Raw genomic sequence first — 17,737 nt, 5'->3', positions numbered from 1 at the left:
GATTGGGGGAACAAACATATGAGTCTTGAAACAAAAGAGAAAGCGTTTTATCAATTACTAGGAAAAATCGCCCACTATACGGAGGCGCTCCATTTACTTTATTGGGACTCTAGAACACAGGCGCCTAAAAAAAGCGCCGATTTCAGAGCTGAAACGATCGGTCAATTATCAAGTGATATTTTTAATATGAAGACTTCTGATGAAATGAGAGATCTTCTTCACGCATTAAATAAACACCGAGATGAGCTGTCAAAAGATACACAAAAGGCGCTCGAATTATCACAAAAAGAGTATGATGAAAACAGCAAAATTCCGAAAGAAGAATTTAAAGAATACTCCATTTTACAATCAAAAGCAGAGCATGTCTGGGTAGAAGCAAGGGAGAAATCAGACTTTTCACTCTTTGCACCATACTTAAAACAGCTCATTGATTTTAACAAGCGTTTTATTCAATATTGGGGCGTGAAACAAACGCCATATGACGTGCTGCTCAATAACTATGAACCAGATATGACGGTTGAACAGCTCGATCAAAAGTTTGGTGCACTTCGTAATGCCATTGTTCCTCTCGTGAAAAAAATCGAAGCCTCTCCTCATAAACCGGATACTTCATTTTTATCGAAAAGCTTTCCGATCGACAAACAAAAGGAACTGAGTCTTTTCTTCTTAAAAGAATTAGGGTATGACTTTGACGCAGGACGTCTGGATACAACAGTTCATCCGTTTGCTGTGACATTGAGCAGAGGGGACGTTCGTGTGACGACCCGTTATGATGAGCATGATTTTCGGATGGCGATCTTTGGCACGATTCATGAGTGTGGTCATGCCATCTATGAGCAAAACATTGATGAGGCGCTGAGCGGAACGTTATTATGTGATGGCACATCAATGGGGATCCATGAATCACAGTCTCTTTTCTTTGAGAATTTTATTGGCAGACATGAAGACTTCTGGAAAACGTATTATCAAAAGCTTCAAGAAGCGTCTCCTGAGCAGTTTAAAGATGTCTCTTTAGAAGACTTTGTGCATGCAGTGAATGAATCGAAGCCGACTTACATTCGAATTGAAGCAGATGAACTCACATACCCGCTTCACATTATCATCCGCTATGAAATTGAAAAAGCGATATTTAATGAAGAGGTGGCGGTCGAAGACCTGCCTGCACTGTGGAATGAAAAATATAAAGCATATCTTGGCATTACGCCTCCTAATGATGCACTCGGCATCTTGCAGGATGTTCACTGGTCTGATGGAAGCTTTGGATATTTCCCTTCATATGCCCTTGGTTATATGTATGCGGCGCAACTAAAGCACCAAATGATCAAAGATTTACCGAATTTTGATGAGCTAATTCAAAATGGGTCTTTTGCACCGATAAAAGAATGGCTCACAACACATGTTCACCAGCATGGAAAACGCAAAAAGCCTTCTGAAATCATTCAAGATGCGACAGGTGAGGAATTAAATGTACAATATTTAATCGATTATTTAACGGATAAATATACGAAACTGTATTTATCTTAAATAAAAGGCACCCTTTGCTCAGAAGGGTGCTTTTTTGATGCTTGAATATTCTAAAAACGAACGTTTTGATCTGATCTATTATTTAAGTTCGGTATTTTTCTAGAAAAGTGCTTTCCAAGCGTCTGAAATCTTGTTATAATTTGAACACTATAACACTCATATAATCGCGTGATGATGGCACGCAAGTTTCTACCGGACACCGATACCGTCCGACTATGAGTGAGCAAATGAAACAGCTCTTGTTTGAGCTGAAGATCCGTGGATCGTTTTCGCATTGCTTGCTCCTCATGGACAGCAATGCTTTTTTTATGCGAAAAATGAAAATGTTTGCCAATATGCTGGGAGGAAGAATGATGGAATTGTTACGTCAAAAAATTGAGAACGAAGGAATCGTTCTGTCAAATCAAGTGTTAAAGGTAGATGCCTTTTTAAATCATCAAATTGATCCTGTGTTAATGCATGAGATCGGGCAAGAGTTTGCTAGATTATTCAAGCATGATGGCATTACAAAAATTATCACAATCGAATCTTCGGGCATTGCACCTGCTGTGATGGCTGGACTAGCTCTTCAAGTACCCGTTGTTTTTGCTCGAAAACGTCAATCACTAACACTAACAGAAAACCTATTAACAGCGAGTGTGTACTCTTTTACAAAAAAAGTAGAAAGCACGATCGCTGTCTCAAATACGCATCTCGGTGAAAAAGATTGTGTATTAATCATTGATGACTTTTTGGCGAACGGTGAAGCCGCTAAAGGACTTGCCGCAATCGCAAAGCAGGCGAAGGCAAAAGTAGCCGGATTTGGCATTGTCATTGAAAAGTCATTCCAGCCGGGAAGAGATGCACTTGTTCAAATGGGCTACCGCGTCGAATCCCTTGCACGGATTGAATCACTTGAGGAAGGAAAAGTCACGTTTGTACGAGAGATACAATCATGAGTGCAGCTAAAAAAGCCAAAACGCTCTCGCTAGGGATTCAGCATGTGCTGGCGATGTATGCAGGGGCCGTTCTTGTGCCGCTCATTGTGGGAGATGCACTCGGCCTCACACCTGCACAACTGACTTACTTAATCTCGGCAGATATTTTCATGTGCGGGGCTGCAACGCTCCTTCAAGTTTGGAAAAACCGTTTCTTTGGTATCGGTTTGCCTGTTGTATTAGGCTGTACATTTACTGCGGTTTCTCCTATGATTGCGATTGGCTCTAAATACGGGATTTCGTCTATCTATGGAAGTATTATCGCTTCGGGGTGTATCATCATTCTGCTTTCCTTTTTCTTTGGGAAGCTTGTGAAATTTTTCCCGCCTGTCGTGACAGGGTCTGTCGTCACCATTATTGGCATTACCCTTATTCCAGTAGCGATGAACAATATGGCAGGGGGAGAAGGAAGTGCTGATTATGGTTCTTTTGAAAATCTAGGCCTCGCCTTCCTTGTGCTGTTTATCATTGTGCTTCTCTATCGATTCACAAAAGGCTTTATGAAGGCGATCGCCATTTTAATCGGTATTCTCCTTGGGACAGCCGTTGCTGCATTTATGGGGAAAGTGGAAACAGCTGAGGTGGCGAACGCTCAAGTTTTCCGCATGATTGAACCATTTTATTTTGGCATGCCTACCTTTGAATTTGCACCCATTATGACGATGACGTTAGTTGCCATTGTGTCATTAGTCGAATCAACAGGTGTTTATTTCGCATTAGGTGATTTAACAAACCGCTTATTAAAAGAGAAGGACTTAGCGAAAGGCTATCGCGCAGAAGGGATTGCTGTGTTATTAGGTGGTATCTTTAATGCTTTTCCTTACACAGCCTACTCGCAAAACGTTGGGTTGATCCAGTTGACAGGGGTCAAGAAAAATCAAGTCATCGTTGTGACAGGCGCATTGCTCATGTTATTTGGACTTTTTCCTAAAATTGCTGCATTTACGACGATTATTCCAAAGTCAGTTCTTGGCGGCGCAATGGTTGCCATGTTTGGGATGGTCATTGCCTACGGTATTAAAATGCTCTCGCGTGTGGATTTTGCCAAACAGGAAAACCTACTGATTGTTGCTTGCTCAGTGGGGATTGGCTTAGGTGTCACCGTCGTGCCGCAAATGTTTGAGCATCTGCCAGAATCAATCAAATTATTAACAAGTAATGGCATCGTGGCCGGTAGCTTTACCGCTATTTTGCTTCATATTATTTATCACATGATTCCTTTTAAAAAAGAAACCGGGCAGGACCTGATGGAAGAGCCTAAGAAATCTGTTGTGTAAACACTGAAAGCCCGCATCTTTTGGATACGGGCTTGTTGTGATTAGCGCTATTAATGTTGTACCGGCTGCATTGTTTCGTTAATGACTGCAAATGTATAGCCCCTTGCTTTTAGCTGTGTAATCAGGCTATCTAAATAGTTTGTGGTAGAGGGTTGATCATGCATTAAAATAACTTTTGGTTCCCATGGTTTAGTTTTCTCAAACATTTGCAGTTGATTCAATACCTCTGGAACATATTGTGAGTTTTTATATCTCCAGTCAAGGCTATCAATCGTCCAATCCCAGTAAATAAAGCCATTTTGGTTTAAACGTACTTTTTGATGATATGTTAAATTTGGAACACTGCCATAGGGTGTTCTCACAAGACGGGTGTAAACGCCTGTAACCGAAGCAAGAATGCGCTGAGCTTCTCTCATTTCATTTGCGGGAGACTCACTGTTCTGATAAAAGCGGTTTATATCATGCGTCATGCCATGAAGCCCTAATTGATGTCCTTCTTGATAAAGTCTTTTCACAGCTGTTTGGTGTGCTTGGATTTGCGGTCCAAGCATGAAAAATGTCGCCTTCACGTGATGTGCTTTTAATACATTTAACAGCTGATTTGATGTAGCAGTAGGACCATCATCAAATGTTAAAAAGACCGTTTTATTCGTTGTCTGTTGGTTTGGATTGGTCTTAACATGTGTATCCAATGTTCTTGTAGAATGATCTTTTGCTTTCAGACTGATGCTTGTGTCTCGGAAGTCACTGTTGGCAACAATTTTTGCTTGCCCATTTGTCGCCTGCAAATGGGGTTTAGACATATCCCAGATAAAAAAGAGAGACAGTGTAAGAAGCACTAAACCAATTATCTTCGAGAGAAGTATCGTGTTGTAGGGTGTCTGTTTTTTGGACACCTTTTTCATTACAATCACTCCAGTCAATTAAATTTTGTGCCGAATCATGTAGTAGATTCTATCTTTTTTCACTGTTTTTCATGGTGTTCATATTGATTAAGTATACAGGAAAAAAACACCTTTTTATATATAATAATCAAAAAAATTAGAATTTTATGGTTATTGATTTGTATTGATCAGAAAAAAAGGTGATCCATTCATGTTTAAATGAAATCATTCTGAATAATGATCGAAACGTTGATATGTATACGCTAAGATAGCATCAGATTTAACCATTAATGCGAAGGGAGATTCCGTATGAAAGTGTTGTATAATGACGATTTTATTGAAAAAAAGGATGCTCATGTGGATATTGGAGATAAAGGCGATCAATCGCGAAAAACATGGAGAAAAGCTCTTACCCCTACAAAATAAAGAAGAAACAAAAGAGATCAAAGTCAGTACAACTGCATCAGAGATTGGCTACTATGTAAAAGGTGAACGTGAAAAGTCATTTGCTTATTCCTTTCATACAGCTTGTGATTCAAAAGGATTTATTTTTGGATCACTGGTCACAGGTGGCAATGTTCATGATACTCGTATGTTAGATTCACTCGTAAAACAGGTGATAGAGAAAATCGGAAAACTAAATGTAGACACGGTAGATGCTGAATGTCCAGCGTAACCCTTTATAATTATGTGAAAACCCCACTTTTACTTGAAGTAAAGGTGGGGTTTGTCTACGGTCTGCACTTCTCTTTTAGAGGTGTTTTTTTGATAAAAAAAGCAGGTTCGCTTGGCTTGGAACGAACCTGTGAAGGAGGAAAACTACATCATGTTTTCACCTATATTATCCAATATTTATCAATTGTCGTCAAGACAAAAAGTTAGACGGAGGAAAATGTTTTGACTGAATTGTGACGATTTGGCATGTATATCCTTTTTTCGATAGGGGATATTAACCGAAAAAAGAGGTGAAGCCGATGGCGTATATTCTTTCAGTTGGAACGAGTCACCCGAAGCATCACGTGGATCAGAAAACCGCTGCCGAATTTGCAAGGTCTCAATTTAAACGATCGTTTAAAGATATTGACCGCCTGCTGAGAGCTTTTCAAAATGGAGAAATTGAGAGCAGGCAATTTGTTCAGCCCATTGAATGGTATCAGACGCACCACTCTTTTGAAGAGAAAAACAATATCTATTTGGAAAAGGCATTGACTCATGCAAAGGAAGCGATCATACATTGTCTTCAAGAGAAGGCGTTTCTAAAAAAAACAGTCCCGGTTGAAGAGATTGATGCATTGTTTTTTATTTCAAGTACCGGCTTATCAACCCCAAGCCTTGATGCAAAGCTCATGAACGTCCTTCCTTTTTCTCCTTATACGAAACGAGTACCGATCTGGGGCTTAGGGTGTGGGGGCGGTGCGGCAGGGCTGTCTCGGGCTTATGAATACATAAGGGCATTTCCAGAAGCAAAGGTACTTGTGGTTGCCTGTGAGCTGTGCAGTTTAACTTTTCAGCCGCAAGATCAATCAAAAAGCAATTTAATTGGCACCTCCTTGTTTGGAGACGGGACGGCAGCGGTTCTTTTAACTGGAGAAAAAGCTGCTCTTGAATATGCCCATTTAAAAACGGTCCCTAAAGTATTAAGCACGCAATCCGTCACGATGAAAGATTCTGAGGATGTGATGGGCTGGGACTTTACAAGTGACGGCTTTCGGGTTATTTTTTCCCGCGACATTCCGTCTATGATTTCCGGCTGGTTAAAAGAGCAGGTGGATCAATTTTTAGAAGAGCATGGATATTCAACTAAAGACTTGTCCGTTTTTCTAGCCCATCCTGGAGGAAAAAAAGTGATTGATGCCTATGTTGAGAGTCTATCTTTACGAGAGGATCAGCTGTTTTCTTCAAAAGAAGTACTCAAACAACACGGAAATATGTCCTCTGCCACAGTTTTGTATGTCATCAAGCATTTCCTAAAACATCAATTAGCTGAAGCGGGGGAGATGGGCCTTTGCGGTGCGCTTGGTCCGGGCTTTTCCTCAGAGCTGCTGCTTATGAAGTGGGAGGAGGTCTTGTCGTGATCATTTGGCTTGTCATCGGTTTCTTCGTTTGTCAGAGGCTCATTGAAATGCTTGTGGCCAAAAGAAATGAAAAGAAAGTAAAAGCACTAGGTGCCATTGAATTTGGTGCTAGTCATTATCCCTATATGGTCGCTATGCATACAGCTTTTTTTCTCTCACTTATAGTTGAGATAGGGCTTTTACATAAGGGGCCGTCCGGGTATTTTCTTGTGCTGCTCCTTTTTCTCATGGCTACACAGGTCATTCGATACTGGGCATTATGCTCTCTTGGGACGTACTGGAATACGAAAATTTTAGTCGTACCAAACGCGATAATTGTAAAAAAAGGGCCGTATCGCTGGTTGAAACACCCTAACTATGTCGTCGTGGCGATTGAGCTTTTGCTGATCCCGCTATTGTTTGAAGCGTATGTGACTGCCATTTTGTTTACATGTTTAAATGCATGGATGATGGCTGTACGAATTCAAGCAGAGGAGAAAGCATTAAATCAGTATTTGCTAAATTAATATTGAAAATCATTATCAATTGTGCTACACTTTCATTAATGATAAGCATTCTCAATCATGAAGGATGGACGGTGATCACATGACAATGATATTCTTACTCGGTACGGTGTGTGTATACAGCCTATTAATTGGCTTCGTATTAAAAGGTGTGTCCAAAAAATCTGCTTCCTGATTCCAGTCAATTGCGACTGATCGGGCAGCAGATTTTTTTTTATTTCCTCAGATGAGAAGAAAATTCTCTTTATTTTGTGTAAAATGGTATCACATACATAACTGACTTTTCTAAAAACAAAGGGGTTTATCGTCATGAAAGACTTGTCTATTCGAGATTCGCTCGTTCAAACTACAGGCGCTTTATATCAAAGCTTTCTCAAAAGGGATGATCATGAGCGCGCTGCCAAACTTGCATCGATTATCAAAAAGGAAGCAGAAGAAGAAGTATATATCGCATTTACCGGTCACTATTCTGCTGGAAAGTCATCACTTGTGAATCATCTGCTTCATGATCACATTTTGCCAACGAGCCCAATCCCAACAAGTGCAAACTTGGTCGTCGTGAGGAAAGGCGAAAGTGAAGTGCAGCTTCACACCTCTGATGGCCGTTTTGCAAAAATGAACGGCTCTTATGATAAAGAAGCAGTACAGCGTTTCTGTAAGGATGGAGAACAGATTGAGATGGTGGAAATTAGCGGTGACTATAGAGGTCTTGAAGAAAAGGTGGCACTGATTGATACGCCAGGAATTGATTCAACGGATCATGCCCACTTTATGTCTGCTGCGTCTATTCTTCATCAAGCAGATGCTCTTTTTTATGTCGTTCACTACAACCATGTTCATTCTGAAGAAAACATTCGTTTCATTCGCTCCATTAAAGAAAAAGTGCCAAATCTTTATTTCATCGTGAATCAAGTGGACCGGCATGATGAGCATGAGACAGCATTTGAAGACTACAAAAATCAAGTGGTTGACATGCTCCTTAAAGAAGGCATTGAAGAAGATCATCTATACTTTACATCTGTAACCGATGAGACGCATCCAAGAAATGAAATGATTCGTTTAATCAAAAAACTGCAAGAATTACAGACGTTGCCGAAAGCATCACTTCGGGCTTATACGGAGCAGAAAATTGAGCATGTCTTAAAAGAACACATTGACTCGTTAAAAGAAGACCTGCAAGGTGAGGAGCTTGGGTCACAGCTCCAAGAAAAAAGAAAAGAAGTAAATGAATTGGAAGCGAAAAATCACTTCATTGAAAATGGAGCCAAACAGTTAGAAGAAGAAGTATCTACTGAAGTCGAGAGCATTTTGAAAAATGCCAACCTAACGCCATTTAAAATGAGAGAACTCGCAAGCGACTATATTGAATCAAAAGCATCTGGCTTTAAAGTGGGACTGCTTTTTGCTAAAAATAAAACTGAGCAGGAAAAAGAAAAACGCGCAACTGACTTCTTAACAGATGTCAAAGCGAGAATGAAGGCAGAAGTGGACTGGCATATTGCTGAGCTACTAAAAAAAGAAGTCAAGAAACATCAACTTGGTGAAGAGTTATTAAATCAAGTGATGGCGTTTGAAACACCTGTACAAGAATCACTTCTTGAAAGTGTGATTCATCATGGAGCAACGTTCTCCAATGAATACGTACTGCAATATGCAAAAGATGCTGGCGAAGCCTTAAGAAGACAGGCTAAGCAGCAAGCGATGCCACTGATTGAACAAATGGTGGAGTCGCTGAAAGCCAAGCTTATGGAAGATAAAGCAGAGCAGCAAGTCAAATGGGTTCAGTCTGCAAAAGAGCTCCAAACGCTCGAGCAATGCATCAAAAAAAATGAACAAATGAAGCGAGATATTCAGCATGTATGGGATATTTGGCAAAATGGAACGGATGAACAGATCGAAGAAGATTGGTTTTATGCGAAAAAGAGACAAATGCAGCATGACCAGCTAAAGCAGGATCAAGCGACCATTCATCCTGAAGAGAGCGACCAAGAAAAACCGAACAAGCAGATTGATCAACCTCAAATGCGTCAGTCACAGCATGTCACGACGGCACAGTCGATTGACCAGTTTGAACATCTTTCTCAGATTTTATTGCCATTAGATGCGCTCCAATCTCAAAGAAAGTCCTTTGAAAAACGAACAAAACGGCTGCAAGCGAAAGAATTCACACTCGCTTTATTTGGGGCTTTTAGTTCGGGGAAATCTTCCTTTGCAAATGCCCTCGTCGGGAGAAAGGTGCTGCCATCCTCTCCCACACCAACAACGGCAACCATTAACAAGTTGACGCGGCCGACGGAAGATCACCCGCATGAAAGTGTCAAAGTGGTATTCAAAACAGAACATGATATATTTGAGGAGCTCAATCAGATCCTAGGATTTCCGATCTCAGAAGAAAAAGGGGAGACGTTTACATCCAAGCTCAAACGAACGCTCAAAAAAAGACAGCTTGAACAAGATCACCGCGTCATTGTTGAACATTTTTTACAAGCACATACCCGTTTCGGTGATCAGATTACGAAGCAAACGCCGCTTCATGTCACCCTTCAAGAACTTAGGCCATATGTGGCGGAAGAAGCTGTTTCTTGTGTGGTGAAGGAAGTGACGGTTTATTTAAGTACACCTCTAACAGATAAAGGGCTAACTATTGTTGATACGCCAGGCGCTAGCAGTATGAATAAGCGTCATACAGAGATCGCTTTTCAATATATGAAGGACGCAGATGCGCTTCTTTATTTAACTTACTACCAGCACTCTTTTTCGAAGGCAGATCGGTCATTTTTACGTAAGCTTGGGCTTGTAAAAGATTCATTTAGCATGGATAAAATGTTCTTTATTATCAATGCAGCTGATCTCGCAAAGGATCAAGCAGAGCTTGACACCGTCTTTGACTATGTAAAAAATGAGCTCACAAAAGAAGGCATAAGAAACCCAAACCTTCATCATGTGTCCAGTAAGGAAGAGATCGAAGGAAAGGGAGAGACAGCTTATAATCAATACGCAAAGTTTAGAAAGCAGCTCGACTATTTTATAGAGGAAGAATTAACGAAAGATGCGATCGAGCTGTTGTATTTTGAAGCACGTACGTTATGTAGAACAGTCGACAAACTGCATGCGACGCTGCATCAGTCAGAAGATGAGAAGCAAGAGGAAAAGAAAAAGATAAACGCATCCTATGAAGCAATTCTTGATCAAATGAGTCATATTAAACAATCTAAGCTAGTGACAGAAAGCGTGAAAAAGGACTTACATGAACAGCTCTATCATATTGTGCAGCGCCTATCACTATTTGCGAATGATCTGTTTAAGACAGCCTTTTATCCTGGAATATCTCAAGGGAATTTCGGACAGCAATTGAAAAAAGCACTTGAGAAGGCACTAAAGGATTATGAATTTGAATTTGTACAGGAGTTAAAGGCACTTGATATCCGGATGGAATCGTTTATTCATCAATACTTCCAAGAGGAGTGGGAGAAAGGATTGCAGGCGGCATGTGCAGAAGACCCTTACTTTTCTCTCTCACTGTCGCCGCCAGAAGAGAAAAATGCTGAGCTGAAACAAATTGAAGTCGAAGCTGAACTGACGCCATTCGAACCGCTCTTAAAGAAACAAAAATCAGCGAAAGCTTTCTTTGAACAGAATGGAAAGGCTGCGTTTATTGAAGCGATTCGAGACATTCTTCATCAGTTAACCACGAAATGGGCTGATAAAGAAAAAGAAGAATTACTGAGCAGGTACGACATGATGGTGAAGACGTCTACGGAAAGATATGAAACAGAAGCGCTCGAGCAGCTAAGTGAACAAAAACAAACATTTATCACGAGCCTAACGACAGATGCCAAAGAGCAGGCGGTTATTGAACAAGTTTATGAACAAACAACCGAATGGAAGAACCAGTTGAAAACCATTTGATTCATGGTAGACTAAATAAAAAAGAAAGCAGTTGATAGAAAATGACGAGCGTACACGAAGAGATTTCAGCACACTCACAAAAGCAGCATGCTCATATTCAGTCCTTTCTTGAGCTTGAACAGAAAAGAGAACAAGCAATAGAGACGGCTGTCGTCAAATGTGAACAAAACGAGCCATTTACAACAGACGAGATCAACGCCATTACGTCGAAGATGAATGAGCTTGCACGAGGCGGTATTGTTCCGCTGCGTAAGCTTGTGACGAATGATATGGTCAGGGAGTATGTCGAGCAGAAACAGAAGTAAAGAGTAACTTTCTCTTTTTTGGTCATCTTAATGAATGTACCGAGAAAGGGGAATGATCATGAAAAAAAAGCAACAGACAAAGCAGCAGGATGAGCGTGACCCTAAACAAAAAGACATGCCGTCCTATGCAGAAGCAGAGTCGAAAAAAATGCAATACGGTCAAAAATAAACGGGCTGCCTCTTCTTTGCTAAAAGAAGAAGGCGCCTTTTTTATGTCTAGTTTTACGTTCTGTGATAGAATAGGAGTATTGTTTTGAAAAAGGGAGTTTATAAGAATGAATAAACACGTACTGCTTGTAGATGGAATGGCGCTTTTGTTCAGATCGTTTTATGCAACGGCTGTCCATCGCAATTTTATGATAAATGACCACGGTGTGCCGACAAATGGAGTCAATGGCTATTTGAAGCACTTATTAACAGCTGTACAGACATTTGAGCCAACTCATATTGTGTGCTGCTGGGATATGGGAAGCCAAACCTATCGAAACGAATTGTTTCAAGATTATAAAGCGAATCGAGGAGAGGCGCCTGTCGAGCTCATTCCGCAATTCGATTTAGCAAAAGAGGCTACAGAAGAACTAGGAATTGTGAACATTGGTTTAAAGGGCTTTGAAGCAGACGATTGTATTGGTACACTTGCTGCGCTTTACGAAAAAGAAGCACGCGTGACTGTCCTAACTGGTGACAAAGATTTGCTGCAAATTTTGAATGAACAAGTGACTGTTGCCTTGATGCAAAAAGGAATTGGCAATTATAAGCATTATACAAAAGCCTTATTTGAAGAGGAAATGGGAATCTCGCCAAAGGCACTCATCGATATGAAAGCACTCATGGGTGATGCAAGTGATAATTATCCAGGTGTCAAAGGAATCGGAGAAAAAACTGCTTTAAAATTTATTCAAACATATGAAACGATTGACGGTTTGTTAGAAAATGTCCATGAACTAACGGCTACGCAGCAAAAGAAAATGCAAGCAGGATTAGAAGATTTGAAGCTTTCTCGTCTATTGGCAGAGATTAAATGTGATGTCCCGCTCAGCTGTCCAATGGATGAGACGAAAATGAACATCAATCAAGAACGTGCTGCTGCTATGCTGAGGCACCATCAAATCAAAGGAATCGAACCGATGATGAATCGTTTAAGTACAATAGAGATCAGCTAAAGCCGATCTCTTTAGCGTGTAGACAACCCCTCGCATTCGGTGTCAGGTCTGCGCTTCGGTGCTCACGAATGTTCAATTCACTCCGCTCCGGTACTCGGCCTTCCTAGACTGCAAAGGTTTTCTATCACGCTGACAGGTTCATCTTTTTGTATTGCTTTTCTTCGCTCTATTTTCCAGCTGAGATAGTGGCTGTTTATCTTTTGTTTGCGCATCACCTTGTGGGGTTGTCCCATTTGTGACACGACCTTTATTTTCTTTATCCAATCAGTATCACCTCACACACATTAGCATAACCGAAAAAAAGCGATTCATCCTTTAGATAGGTGAATCGCTTTTCTAGCGAGCTGATCTGCTACTTGATTTTCCTTACTCGGAATCCATTTAATAAAAAATAAATCAAACTGGCTTTGAAGCTGGGTCATCTCTTTGATAAAGTGCTGAAAGGCTTGATTTTTAGCAAATCCTGCATTCGCTGCCCGGTCAACTACTTGTGAATCTGTTCGAAATGAAACGGTACGCAATCCTTTTTCTGCGCATATTTTCATCCCCTCGATCAGAGCAGAAAATTCTGCTTCGTGATTGCTCATGGGTTCAAGAGGAATGGAAAAGGATTCAGCCTTTCCATCATATTTGATGAAAATGCCGATGCCAGAGGGACCTGGATTCCCTGCACTGGCACCGTCAATGTATATTTCTGCAGGCACATCATTTCACCCTTTCATCAAGCGGAACCATTTTTTTCGCTGCATACGCGTAAGGTGTTGCAATTGCAGCGACGATAAATTTAATGACATATGTCGTGATGAAGATTTCTATCCATACATGAAATGGATACGTGCCAAGAAAGGCAATGGTCGTGAAAATCAATGTATCAAGAAGCTGGCTAATCATCGTACTTCCGGCATTGCGCACCCAGAGCGCGCCATCGGAAGGAAATATCCGGCGAATAAACGAATATACATAAACATCTAGCATTTGACTGATGATATAAGCAGCGAGACTGCCAAGTGCAACCCTTGGCATAAAGCCAAATATGGTTTCCAGCGATGATTGTGAGATATCAGATGGAGCGGGGTGGAAAAGCAAAGCTTCCTGCATGACAACAGTTAGTGTTAAAAGGGTGGCAAAACCAATCCAGACAGCTTTTCTCGCTTCATTTTGTCCATATTTTTCATTCAATACGTCCGTTGCAAAGAACACACTGCCATATAAAATATTTCCAAGTGTTGCCGTTAAGCCGAATAATTCAACGGTTTTGACAACTTGTAAATTTGCGGCAACCGTCGCAAAGCCAATCCAGACAAAAAGGCCCATCTTGCCAAATCCTTTATAAAATAGAAGAACAATGATAAAATTAATGATCGCAAATAAGATCCAAATACCTTCATTAAACAAGTGACATGAACTTCCTTTCTCATTGTAAAATGTAACTTTTTGATTATAGCATAACGTATGTTTACCTTAAAAGCACGGGAAGGCGATGTGATCGATGAAATTAAGAGCACACTACACAATGAAAGTGAAATCAATTGGGTCCGTTGCTTTTTACCAAGAAGATTGGTTGGAGCTAAAAGAGGCCTTGAGGTTAGCAAAACATATCGACAAAAAAGAACCCCAGTCACTTCTGTCATTTGAAGATGAAAAAGGGGCTATGTGGTCTATAAAAGAACTTGAAAAGCTAAATGAAGAATTAAAGCTTGAACCGGATCAGCTTCAAGTCTATTTTGATGCAAGTTTTCACAAAGAAACAGGTGACTCTGGTCTTGGGGTTGTCATCTACTATAAGCTAGGAAAAGACGCTTATCGATTGAGAAAAAATCAGCCTTTCCAAGGGAGCACCAATAATGAAGCAGAGTATGCGGCTTTATTTGAGGCAGTAAAAGTTTTAAAAGACCTTGGGGCAAGCAGAAATTCTGTCACGATTAGAGGAGATTCACTTGTTGTCATGAATCAGTTAAAAGGAGAATGGCCTTGTTATGATGATGTACATAACAAATGGCTTGATCGAATTGAAGCGGCTTTAAAAGAGCTGAAGCTGACGCCAACCTATGAAGCCATCGATCGGAAACAAAATGCAGAAGCGGATCAGCTTGCAAGACAGATTCTTGCAGACGTCCCAATCGAAAGTACATTGAAATTAGAAGCAGACGGAGCTGAATAATGTGGATAAAAAAACAGCAGTACAAGAATTGACCGATCTTCAAGACACGTATTGTTCAGATTGTTTGATTAAGAAGCATTTTCGAAAAGAATTTGGCAAAAAATACGCCCATTCCTTTTGTATACAGCAATGCACCGTTGGAGAGAAGATAAAAGAATATGGTCAGACTCTGCTCAAAAAATAAACGGACGCACCGGTTTTTCCTGCTCAAACATTCGCTCTTGAAAAAAAACGGATAGAATGTGTAAAAAAAGAACATATTCCGAAAAATGAGCCGATATAACTATAGAAAGTTTTGGTTGAGTTACTTTTTGACTAAGTGACGGATATTAGAGGAAAAGGGGAAGGCCGGTATGAATAATAAGGAGTTCGAAACGGTATTACATCGAACATTTCAAGAGGTGTACAGCGATCTAGAGCAACTTGTAGATGTAGCAAAGAAGGGAAGACCTTTTCTCGAAAAAGATATTTCTGAAATTGAACAACGACTGAAGCAAAATATTTTAGCAATTGAAATTCAGCTGAAAATCAAATAAGAGAGGCATAAGCCTCTCTTTATTTTGCATCATTGATTTGGTTGATTAGATTTTTGTTACGTTTGCAGCTTGAGGTCCACGATTACCTTCAACGATTTCAAAAGAAACTTCTTGTCCTTCTTCTAAAGACTTGTAACCGTCACCTTCGATAGCTGTGAAGTGAACGAATACATCGTCTCCGCCTTCAACTTCAATGAAGCCGAAACCTTTTTCATTATTGAACCATTTTACTTTACCGTTTTGCATATTGCTTTTTCCTCCTAGTACTGTAGCATACCTTTTGGCATACTAAAAAAAATTTTCATCACCTAACGACTTTACAGTTGTTAAATGATGGTTCTACTATACACCATTAAAAGTAAAGCGTCAAGCGGGAGAGCCAAATTTTGAGCAGAATGTTTGATTTTTTTTGACAAATAACAATAATAGCTAAACCGTCCCCATTTTCTGAAACTTTATGCACAGTTTGTCCGTATATAAAAAAAATACAGAAAGAGGTGCTATCATGAATCGTTATACACTCGAAGAATTTGTTCAGAATACGCAGCAGGAAGATAAGGGAGAAGGGGTCTTCGAACTTGAAACACCAAGACTTTTAGAAATTAATTTGACTGATACCATTTGGGCAAAAACAGGTTCCATGGTTTCGTACCGAGGCAAAATCAAATTTGAACGTGAGGGCGTGTTTGAACATGGCGTCTCAAAGATGTTCAAAAAAATGCTGTCAGGAGAAGGCACTTCACTCATGAAGGCAACAGGTGATGGAAAATTATATGTGGCAGATCAAGGCAAAAAAATCTCAATTCTTCGTTTGGCTCAAGGCGAATCCATTTTTGTGAATGGGAATGATTTGCTCGCATTTGAGCCTTCAGTCCGCTGGGATATCAAATTGATGAAAAAAGTATCGGGGATGATTGCAGGCGGATTATTTAATGTCAAATTAGAAGGACCAGGCCTTGCTGCGATTACGAGTCATTATGAGCCGCTCACATTGATTGTTCAGCCGGGTGACTCTGTCTATACAGATCCAAATGCGACAGTTGCATGGTCAGGGGATTTAAAAACTGAATTTGTAACAGATGTTTCATTCAAAACCTTTATTGGCAGAGGAAGCGGAGAGTCTATTCAAATGAAATTTAGCGGAAGCGGATTTGTTGTCGTGCAGCCGTTTGAAGAAGTGTACACAACAAATGGAAATCAAGGATAAAGAAAAAAGGTGTCCGTCATTGACGGACACCTTTTTATGATAATGCGCGAGCATACGTTTTGTTATTCGTGATGAGATCTGATTGCTCAACGATATCTTCCAATATGGTTTGAGAAGAATGCTTTGAGTGAAGATTTTTCATGTTTTGTTTCATGGTTTCTAACTTTTCTTCATCTTGAAGCAAGTTGGTCACAGATTCTAAAATGTCTTCATGTCTGTTGATGACGATGGCTGCACCATAATCTTCAAAGAAATGAGCATTTTCCTTTTCTTGTCCAGGGACAGGCTTGTAAAGAATGACTGGGACGCCGATTGCAGTTGCTTCTGTTAAAGTAATGCCACCTGGTTTTGTGATCATACAATCTGTTACTCTGAACAATTCATCAATTTGTTCCACATATCCAAGCGCCTTCAATTGATCTGGATGTGCTTGTTCAAGATCGCTTAGTGATTGTTTCAGCGCTGCGTTCTTTCCGCATACAACAACAATTTGTACTTCACTGTCTAGAAGCAACGCTTCACATAATTCCTTGACATTTTTCAGTACACCATGAGCACCGGCCATAATCAGAAGAACTTTTTTGTTTGATGATAATCCATATTTTTTATAAATCTTCGATTTTGGCACGTCTGCTTCAAATTGTGGTCTAATAGGAATGCCTGTCACTTTGACATCGCTTGGATGTGTGCCGATTTCCACTAATTTTTGTTTCACATAATCGGTTGCAACATAGTACCGGTCGATGTTTTCATGTACCCAAATCTTATGAAGACAGAAATCTGTCATGACATTAAATGTCGGGATGACTTTTCCTGTTTTGTTCCGGTATTCAGGAACAACAATCATCGGGAATGTAATAATAATGATATCCGGATTGTGTAATTGAATAAGTTCATCAAGACGCTTATTTCCCATTTTTAAATAAATGTTAAATTTGCGTTTATTGTAAATTTTATCTACACCGTAATAAAACAAGCGATAAAATTGTTTCCCAATGGAAAAGCTCTTCAAGTATAAATATTGAGTCACTTCCGACACAATGGGATTTGATTCTTGATACAAATTAGAAACTACAACATGCTCAAAGCCTTGAGATTTGCACTCATCATACAGTGTTTTAGCCACCTGCATATGTCCATTTCCATAATTTGCGGTCAAGATTAATATTTTTTTATTGGTATTCAAGAATATTCACCTCAAATGTAATCAACAACA

Annotated in this window: 19 protein-coding genes, 1 pseudogene and 1 riboswitch; of the genes and pseudogenes, 14 read left to right on the top strand and 6 right to left on the bottom strand. The window is 40.1% G+C overall.

The window, feature by feature from the left end; genetic code table 11:
• The first annotated feature begins 18 nt into the window (after window positions 1-18).
• From NST39_RS10330 to pbuX, 3 genes are all read left to right on the top strand, one after another.
• Window positions 19-1,524: a carboxypeptidase M32 gene (locus NST39_RS10330; protein WP_341028258.1), complete on the top strand. Its 1,506-nt coding sequence runs from the start codon at window positions 19-21 to the stop codon at window positions 1,522-1,524.
• Between the two features lie 136 nt (window positions 1,525-1,660).
• Window positions 1,661-1,760, top strand: a riboswitch (purine riboswitch).
• Window positions 1,761-1,877: 117 nt separating this feature from the next.
• Window positions 1,878-2,462, top strand: coding sequence for a xanthine phosphoribosyltransferase (gene xpt / locus NST39_RS10325; RefSeq protein ID WP_341028255.1), 585 nt, complete (start codon window positions 1,878-1,880; stop codon window positions 2,460-2,462).
• A complete protein-coding gene (gene pbuX, locus NST39_RS10320; protein WP_341028252.1) occupies window positions 2,459-3,778 on the top strand; it encodes a xanthine permease PbuX in 1,320 nt (439 codons plus the stop codon). The genes xpt and pbuX overlap by 4 nt, the downstream gene beginning before the upstream one ends.
• 50 nt (window positions 3,779-3,828) lie before the next feature.
• Here pbuX and NST39_RS10315 read toward each other — a convergent pair whose 3' ends face one another.
• Window positions 3,829-4,683, bottom strand: a complete 855-nt coding sequence (locus tag NST39_RS10315; protein WP_341028249.1) for a polysaccharide deacetylase family protein — start codon at window positions 4,681-4,683, stop codon at window positions 3,829-3,831.
• Between the two features lie 358 nt (window positions 4,684-5,041).
• Between NST39_RS10315 and NST39_RS10310 the strand changes: the two are divergent.
• From NST39_RS10310 to NST39_RS10280, 7 genes and pseudogenes are all read left to right on the top strand, one after another.
• Window positions 5,042-5,323, top strand: a pseudogene (locus tag NST39_RS10310) (IS5/IS1182 family transposase); the annotation flags it as partial.
• Between the two features lie 313 nt (window positions 5,324-5,636).
• Window positions 5,637-6,737, top strand: coding sequence for a type III polyketide synthase (locus tag NST39_RS10305; protein ID WP_341028247.1), 1,101 nt, complete (start codon window positions 5,637-5,639; stop codon window positions 6,735-6,737).
• Window positions 6,734-7,243 carry an isoprenylcysteine carboxyl methyltransferase family protein gene (locus NST39_RS10300; protein WP_341028245.1) on the top strand — a complete coding sequence of 170 codons (510 nt, stop codon included), beginning with the start codon at window positions 6,734-6,736 and terminating at the stop codon, window positions 7,241-7,243. Before NST39_RS10305 ends, NST39_RS10300 begins: the two co-directional genes overlap by 4 nt.
• 64 nt (window positions 7,244-7,307) lie before the next feature.
• Window positions 7,308-7,415 (top strand): Fur-regulated basic protein FbpC, encoded by a 108-nt coding sequence (fbpC, locus tag NST39_RS10295; RefSeq protein WP_306172627.1) that lies wholly within the window; start codon window positions 7,308-7,310, stop codon window positions 7,413-7,415.
• Window positions 7,416-7,549: 134 nt separating this feature from the next.
• Window positions 7,550-11,149 carry a dynamin family protein gene (locus NST39_RS10290; protein ID WP_341028242.1) on the top strand — a complete coding sequence of 1,200 codons (3,600 nt, stop codon included), beginning with the start codon at window positions 7,550-7,552 and terminating at the stop codon, window positions 11,147-11,149.
• A 41-nt stretch (window positions 11,150-11,190) separates the two neighbouring features.
• Window positions 11,191-11,454 carry a YpbS family protein gene (locus tag NST39_RS10285; protein WP_265208210.1) on the top strand — a complete coding sequence of 88 codons (264 nt, stop codon included), beginning with the start codon at window positions 11,191-11,193 and terminating at the stop codon, window positions 11,452-11,454.
• A 275-nt stretch (window positions 11,455-11,729) separates the two neighbouring features.
• The gene (locus NST39_RS10280; RefSeq protein ID WP_341028239.1) at window positions 11,730-12,617 is read left to right on the top strand and encodes a 5'-3' exonuclease; all 888 of its coding nucleotides are present in this window, start codon (window positions 11,730-11,732) and stop codon (window positions 12,615-12,617) included.
• A 138-nt stretch (window positions 12,618-12,755) separates the two neighbouring features.
• Here NST39_RS10280 and NST39_RS10275 read toward each other — a convergent pair whose 3' ends face one another.
• The 3 genes from NST39_RS10275 to NST39_RS10265 are packed head-to-tail and all read right to left on the bottom strand — an operon-like array spanning window position 12,756 to window position 14,012.
• The gene (locus NST39_RS10275) at window positions 12,756-12,881 is read right to left on the bottom strand and encodes a hypothetical protein (protein ID WP_003215584.1); all 126 of its coding nucleotides are present in this window, start codon (window positions 12,879-12,881) and stop codon (window positions 12,756-12,758) included.
• Window positions 12,882-12,925: 44 nt separating this feature from the next.
• Window positions 12,926-13,321, bottom strand: a complete 396-nt coding sequence (locus NST39_RS10270) for a reverse transcriptase-like protein (RefSeq protein ID WP_341028235.1) — start codon at window positions 13,319-13,321, stop codon at window positions 12,926-12,928.
• A 1-nt stretch (window position 13,322) separates the two neighbouring features.
• Entirely contained in the window at window positions 13,323-14,012 is a 690-nt protein-coding gene (locus NST39_RS10265) for a queuosine precursor transporter (RefSeq protein ID WP_003215661.1), read from the bottom strand.
• 94 nt (window positions 14,013-14,106) lie between these two features.
• On the opposite strand from NST39_RS10265, the gene NST39_RS10260 reads away from it, so the two are divergent.
• From NST39_RS10260 to NST39_RS10250, 3 genes are all read left to right on the top strand, one after another.
• Window positions 14,107-14,778: a ribonuclease H family protein gene (locus tag NST39_RS10260; RefSeq protein WP_341028232.1), complete on the top strand. Its 672-nt coding sequence runs from the start codon at window positions 14,107-14,109 to the stop codon at window positions 14,776-14,778.
• A gap of 1 nt (window position 14,779) precedes the next feature.
• Complete coding sequence (locus tag NST39_RS10255; protein ID WP_003215998.1) at window positions 14,780-14,962, top strand: zinc-finger domain-containing protein; 183 nt, start codon at window positions 14,780-14,782, stop codon at window positions 14,960-14,962.
• 169 nt (window positions 14,963-15,131) lie between these two features.
• Complete coding sequence (locus NST39_RS10250) at window positions 15,132-15,314, top strand: hypothetical protein (RefSeq protein ID WP_003215507.1); 183 nt, start codon at window positions 15,132-15,134, stop codon at window positions 15,312-15,314.
• A 45-nt stretch (window positions 15,315-15,359) separates the two neighbouring features.
• On the opposite strand, the gene cspD is transcribed toward NST39_RS10250, so the two are convergent.
• Window positions 15,360-15,560 carry a cold-shock protein CspD gene (gene cspD, locus NST39_RS10245; RefSeq protein ID WP_003215784.1) on the bottom strand — a complete coding sequence of 67 codons (201 nt, stop codon included), beginning with the start codon at window positions 15,558-15,560 and terminating at the stop codon, window positions 15,360-15,362.
• 259 nt (window positions 15,561-15,819) lie between these two features.
• On the opposite strand from cspD, the gene NST39_RS10240 reads away from it, so the two are divergent.
• Window positions 15,820-16,521 (top strand): AIM24 family protein, encoded by a 702-nt coding sequence (locus NST39_RS10240; protein ID WP_044141159.1) that lies wholly within the window; start codon window positions 15,820-15,822, stop codon window positions 16,519-16,521.
• Between the two features lie 34 nt (window positions 16,522-16,555).
• Here the strand turns inward: NST39_RS10240 and NST39_RS10235 are convergent, their stop codons facing one another.
• Window positions 16,556-17,707, bottom strand: a complete 1,152-nt coding sequence (locus NST39_RS10235) for a diglucosyl diacylglycerol synthase (RefSeq protein ID WP_044141160.1) — start codon at window positions 17,705-17,707, stop codon at window positions 16,556-16,558.
• Window positions 17,708-17,737 lie beyond the last annotated feature (30 nt).

The organism is Bacillus sp. FSL W8-0645, assembly GCF_038007905.1.
Classification (GTDB): domain Bacteria; phylum Bacillota; class Bacilli; order Bacillales; family Bacillaceae; genus Bacillus; species Bacillus pumilus.
Note: the sequence above shows the minus strand (reverse complement) of the source record. Positions and strands in the feature narration are given on the sequence as shown.

Excerpts from the sequence above, each read along its gene's own strand:
- NST39_RS10330 (WP_341028258.1), top strand. The coding sequence starts at position 19 with ATGAGTCTTGAAACAAAAGAGAAAGCGTTTTATCAATTACTAGGAAAA.
- xpt (WP_341028255.1), top strand. The coding sequence starts at position 1,878 with ATGGAATTGTTACGTCAAAAAATTGAGAACGAAGGAATCGTTCTGTCA.
- pbuX (WP_341028252.1), top strand. The coding sequence starts at position 2,459 with ATGAGTGCAGCTAAAAAAGCCAAAACGCTCTCGCTAGGGATTCAGCAT.
- NST39_RS10315 (WP_341028249.1), bottom strand. The coding sequence starts at position 4,683 with ATGAAAAAGGTGTCCAAAAAACAGACACCCTACAACACGATACTTCTC.
- NST39_RS10305 (WP_341028247.1), top strand. The coding sequence starts at position 5,637 with ATGGCGTATATTCTTTCAGTTGGAACGAGTCACCCGAAGCATCACGTG.
- fbpC (WP_306172627.1), top strand. The coding sequence starts at position 7,308 with ATGGACGGTGATCACATGACAATGATATTCTTACTCGGTACGGTGTGT.
- NST39_RS10290 (WP_341028242.1), top strand. The coding sequence starts at position 7,550 with ATGAAAGACTTGTCTATTCGAGATTCGCTCGTTCAAACTACAGGCGCT.
- NST39_RS10285 (WP_265208210.1), top strand. The coding sequence starts at position 11,191 with ATGACGAGCGTACACGAAGAGATTTCAGCACACTCACAAAAGCAGCAT.
- NST39_RS10280 (WP_341028239.1), top strand. The coding sequence starts at position 11,730 with ATGAATAAACACGTACTGCTTGTAGATGGAATGGCGCTTTTGTTCAGA.
- NST39_RS10260 (WP_341028232.1), top strand. The coding sequence starts at position 14,107 with ATGAAATTAAGAGCACACTACACAATGAAAGTGAAATCAATTGGGTCC.
- NST39_RS10250 (WP_003215507.1), top strand. The coding sequence starts at position 15,132 with ATGAATAATAAGGAGTTCGAAACGGTATTACATCGAACATTTCAAGAG.
- cspD (WP_003215784.1), bottom strand. The coding sequence starts at position 15,560 with ATGCAAAACGGTAAAGTAAAATGGTTCAATAATGAAAAAGGTTTCGGC.
- NST39_RS10240 (WP_044141159.1), top strand. The coding sequence starts at position 15,820 with ATGAATCGTTATACACTCGAAGAATTTGTTCAGAATACGCAGCAGGAA.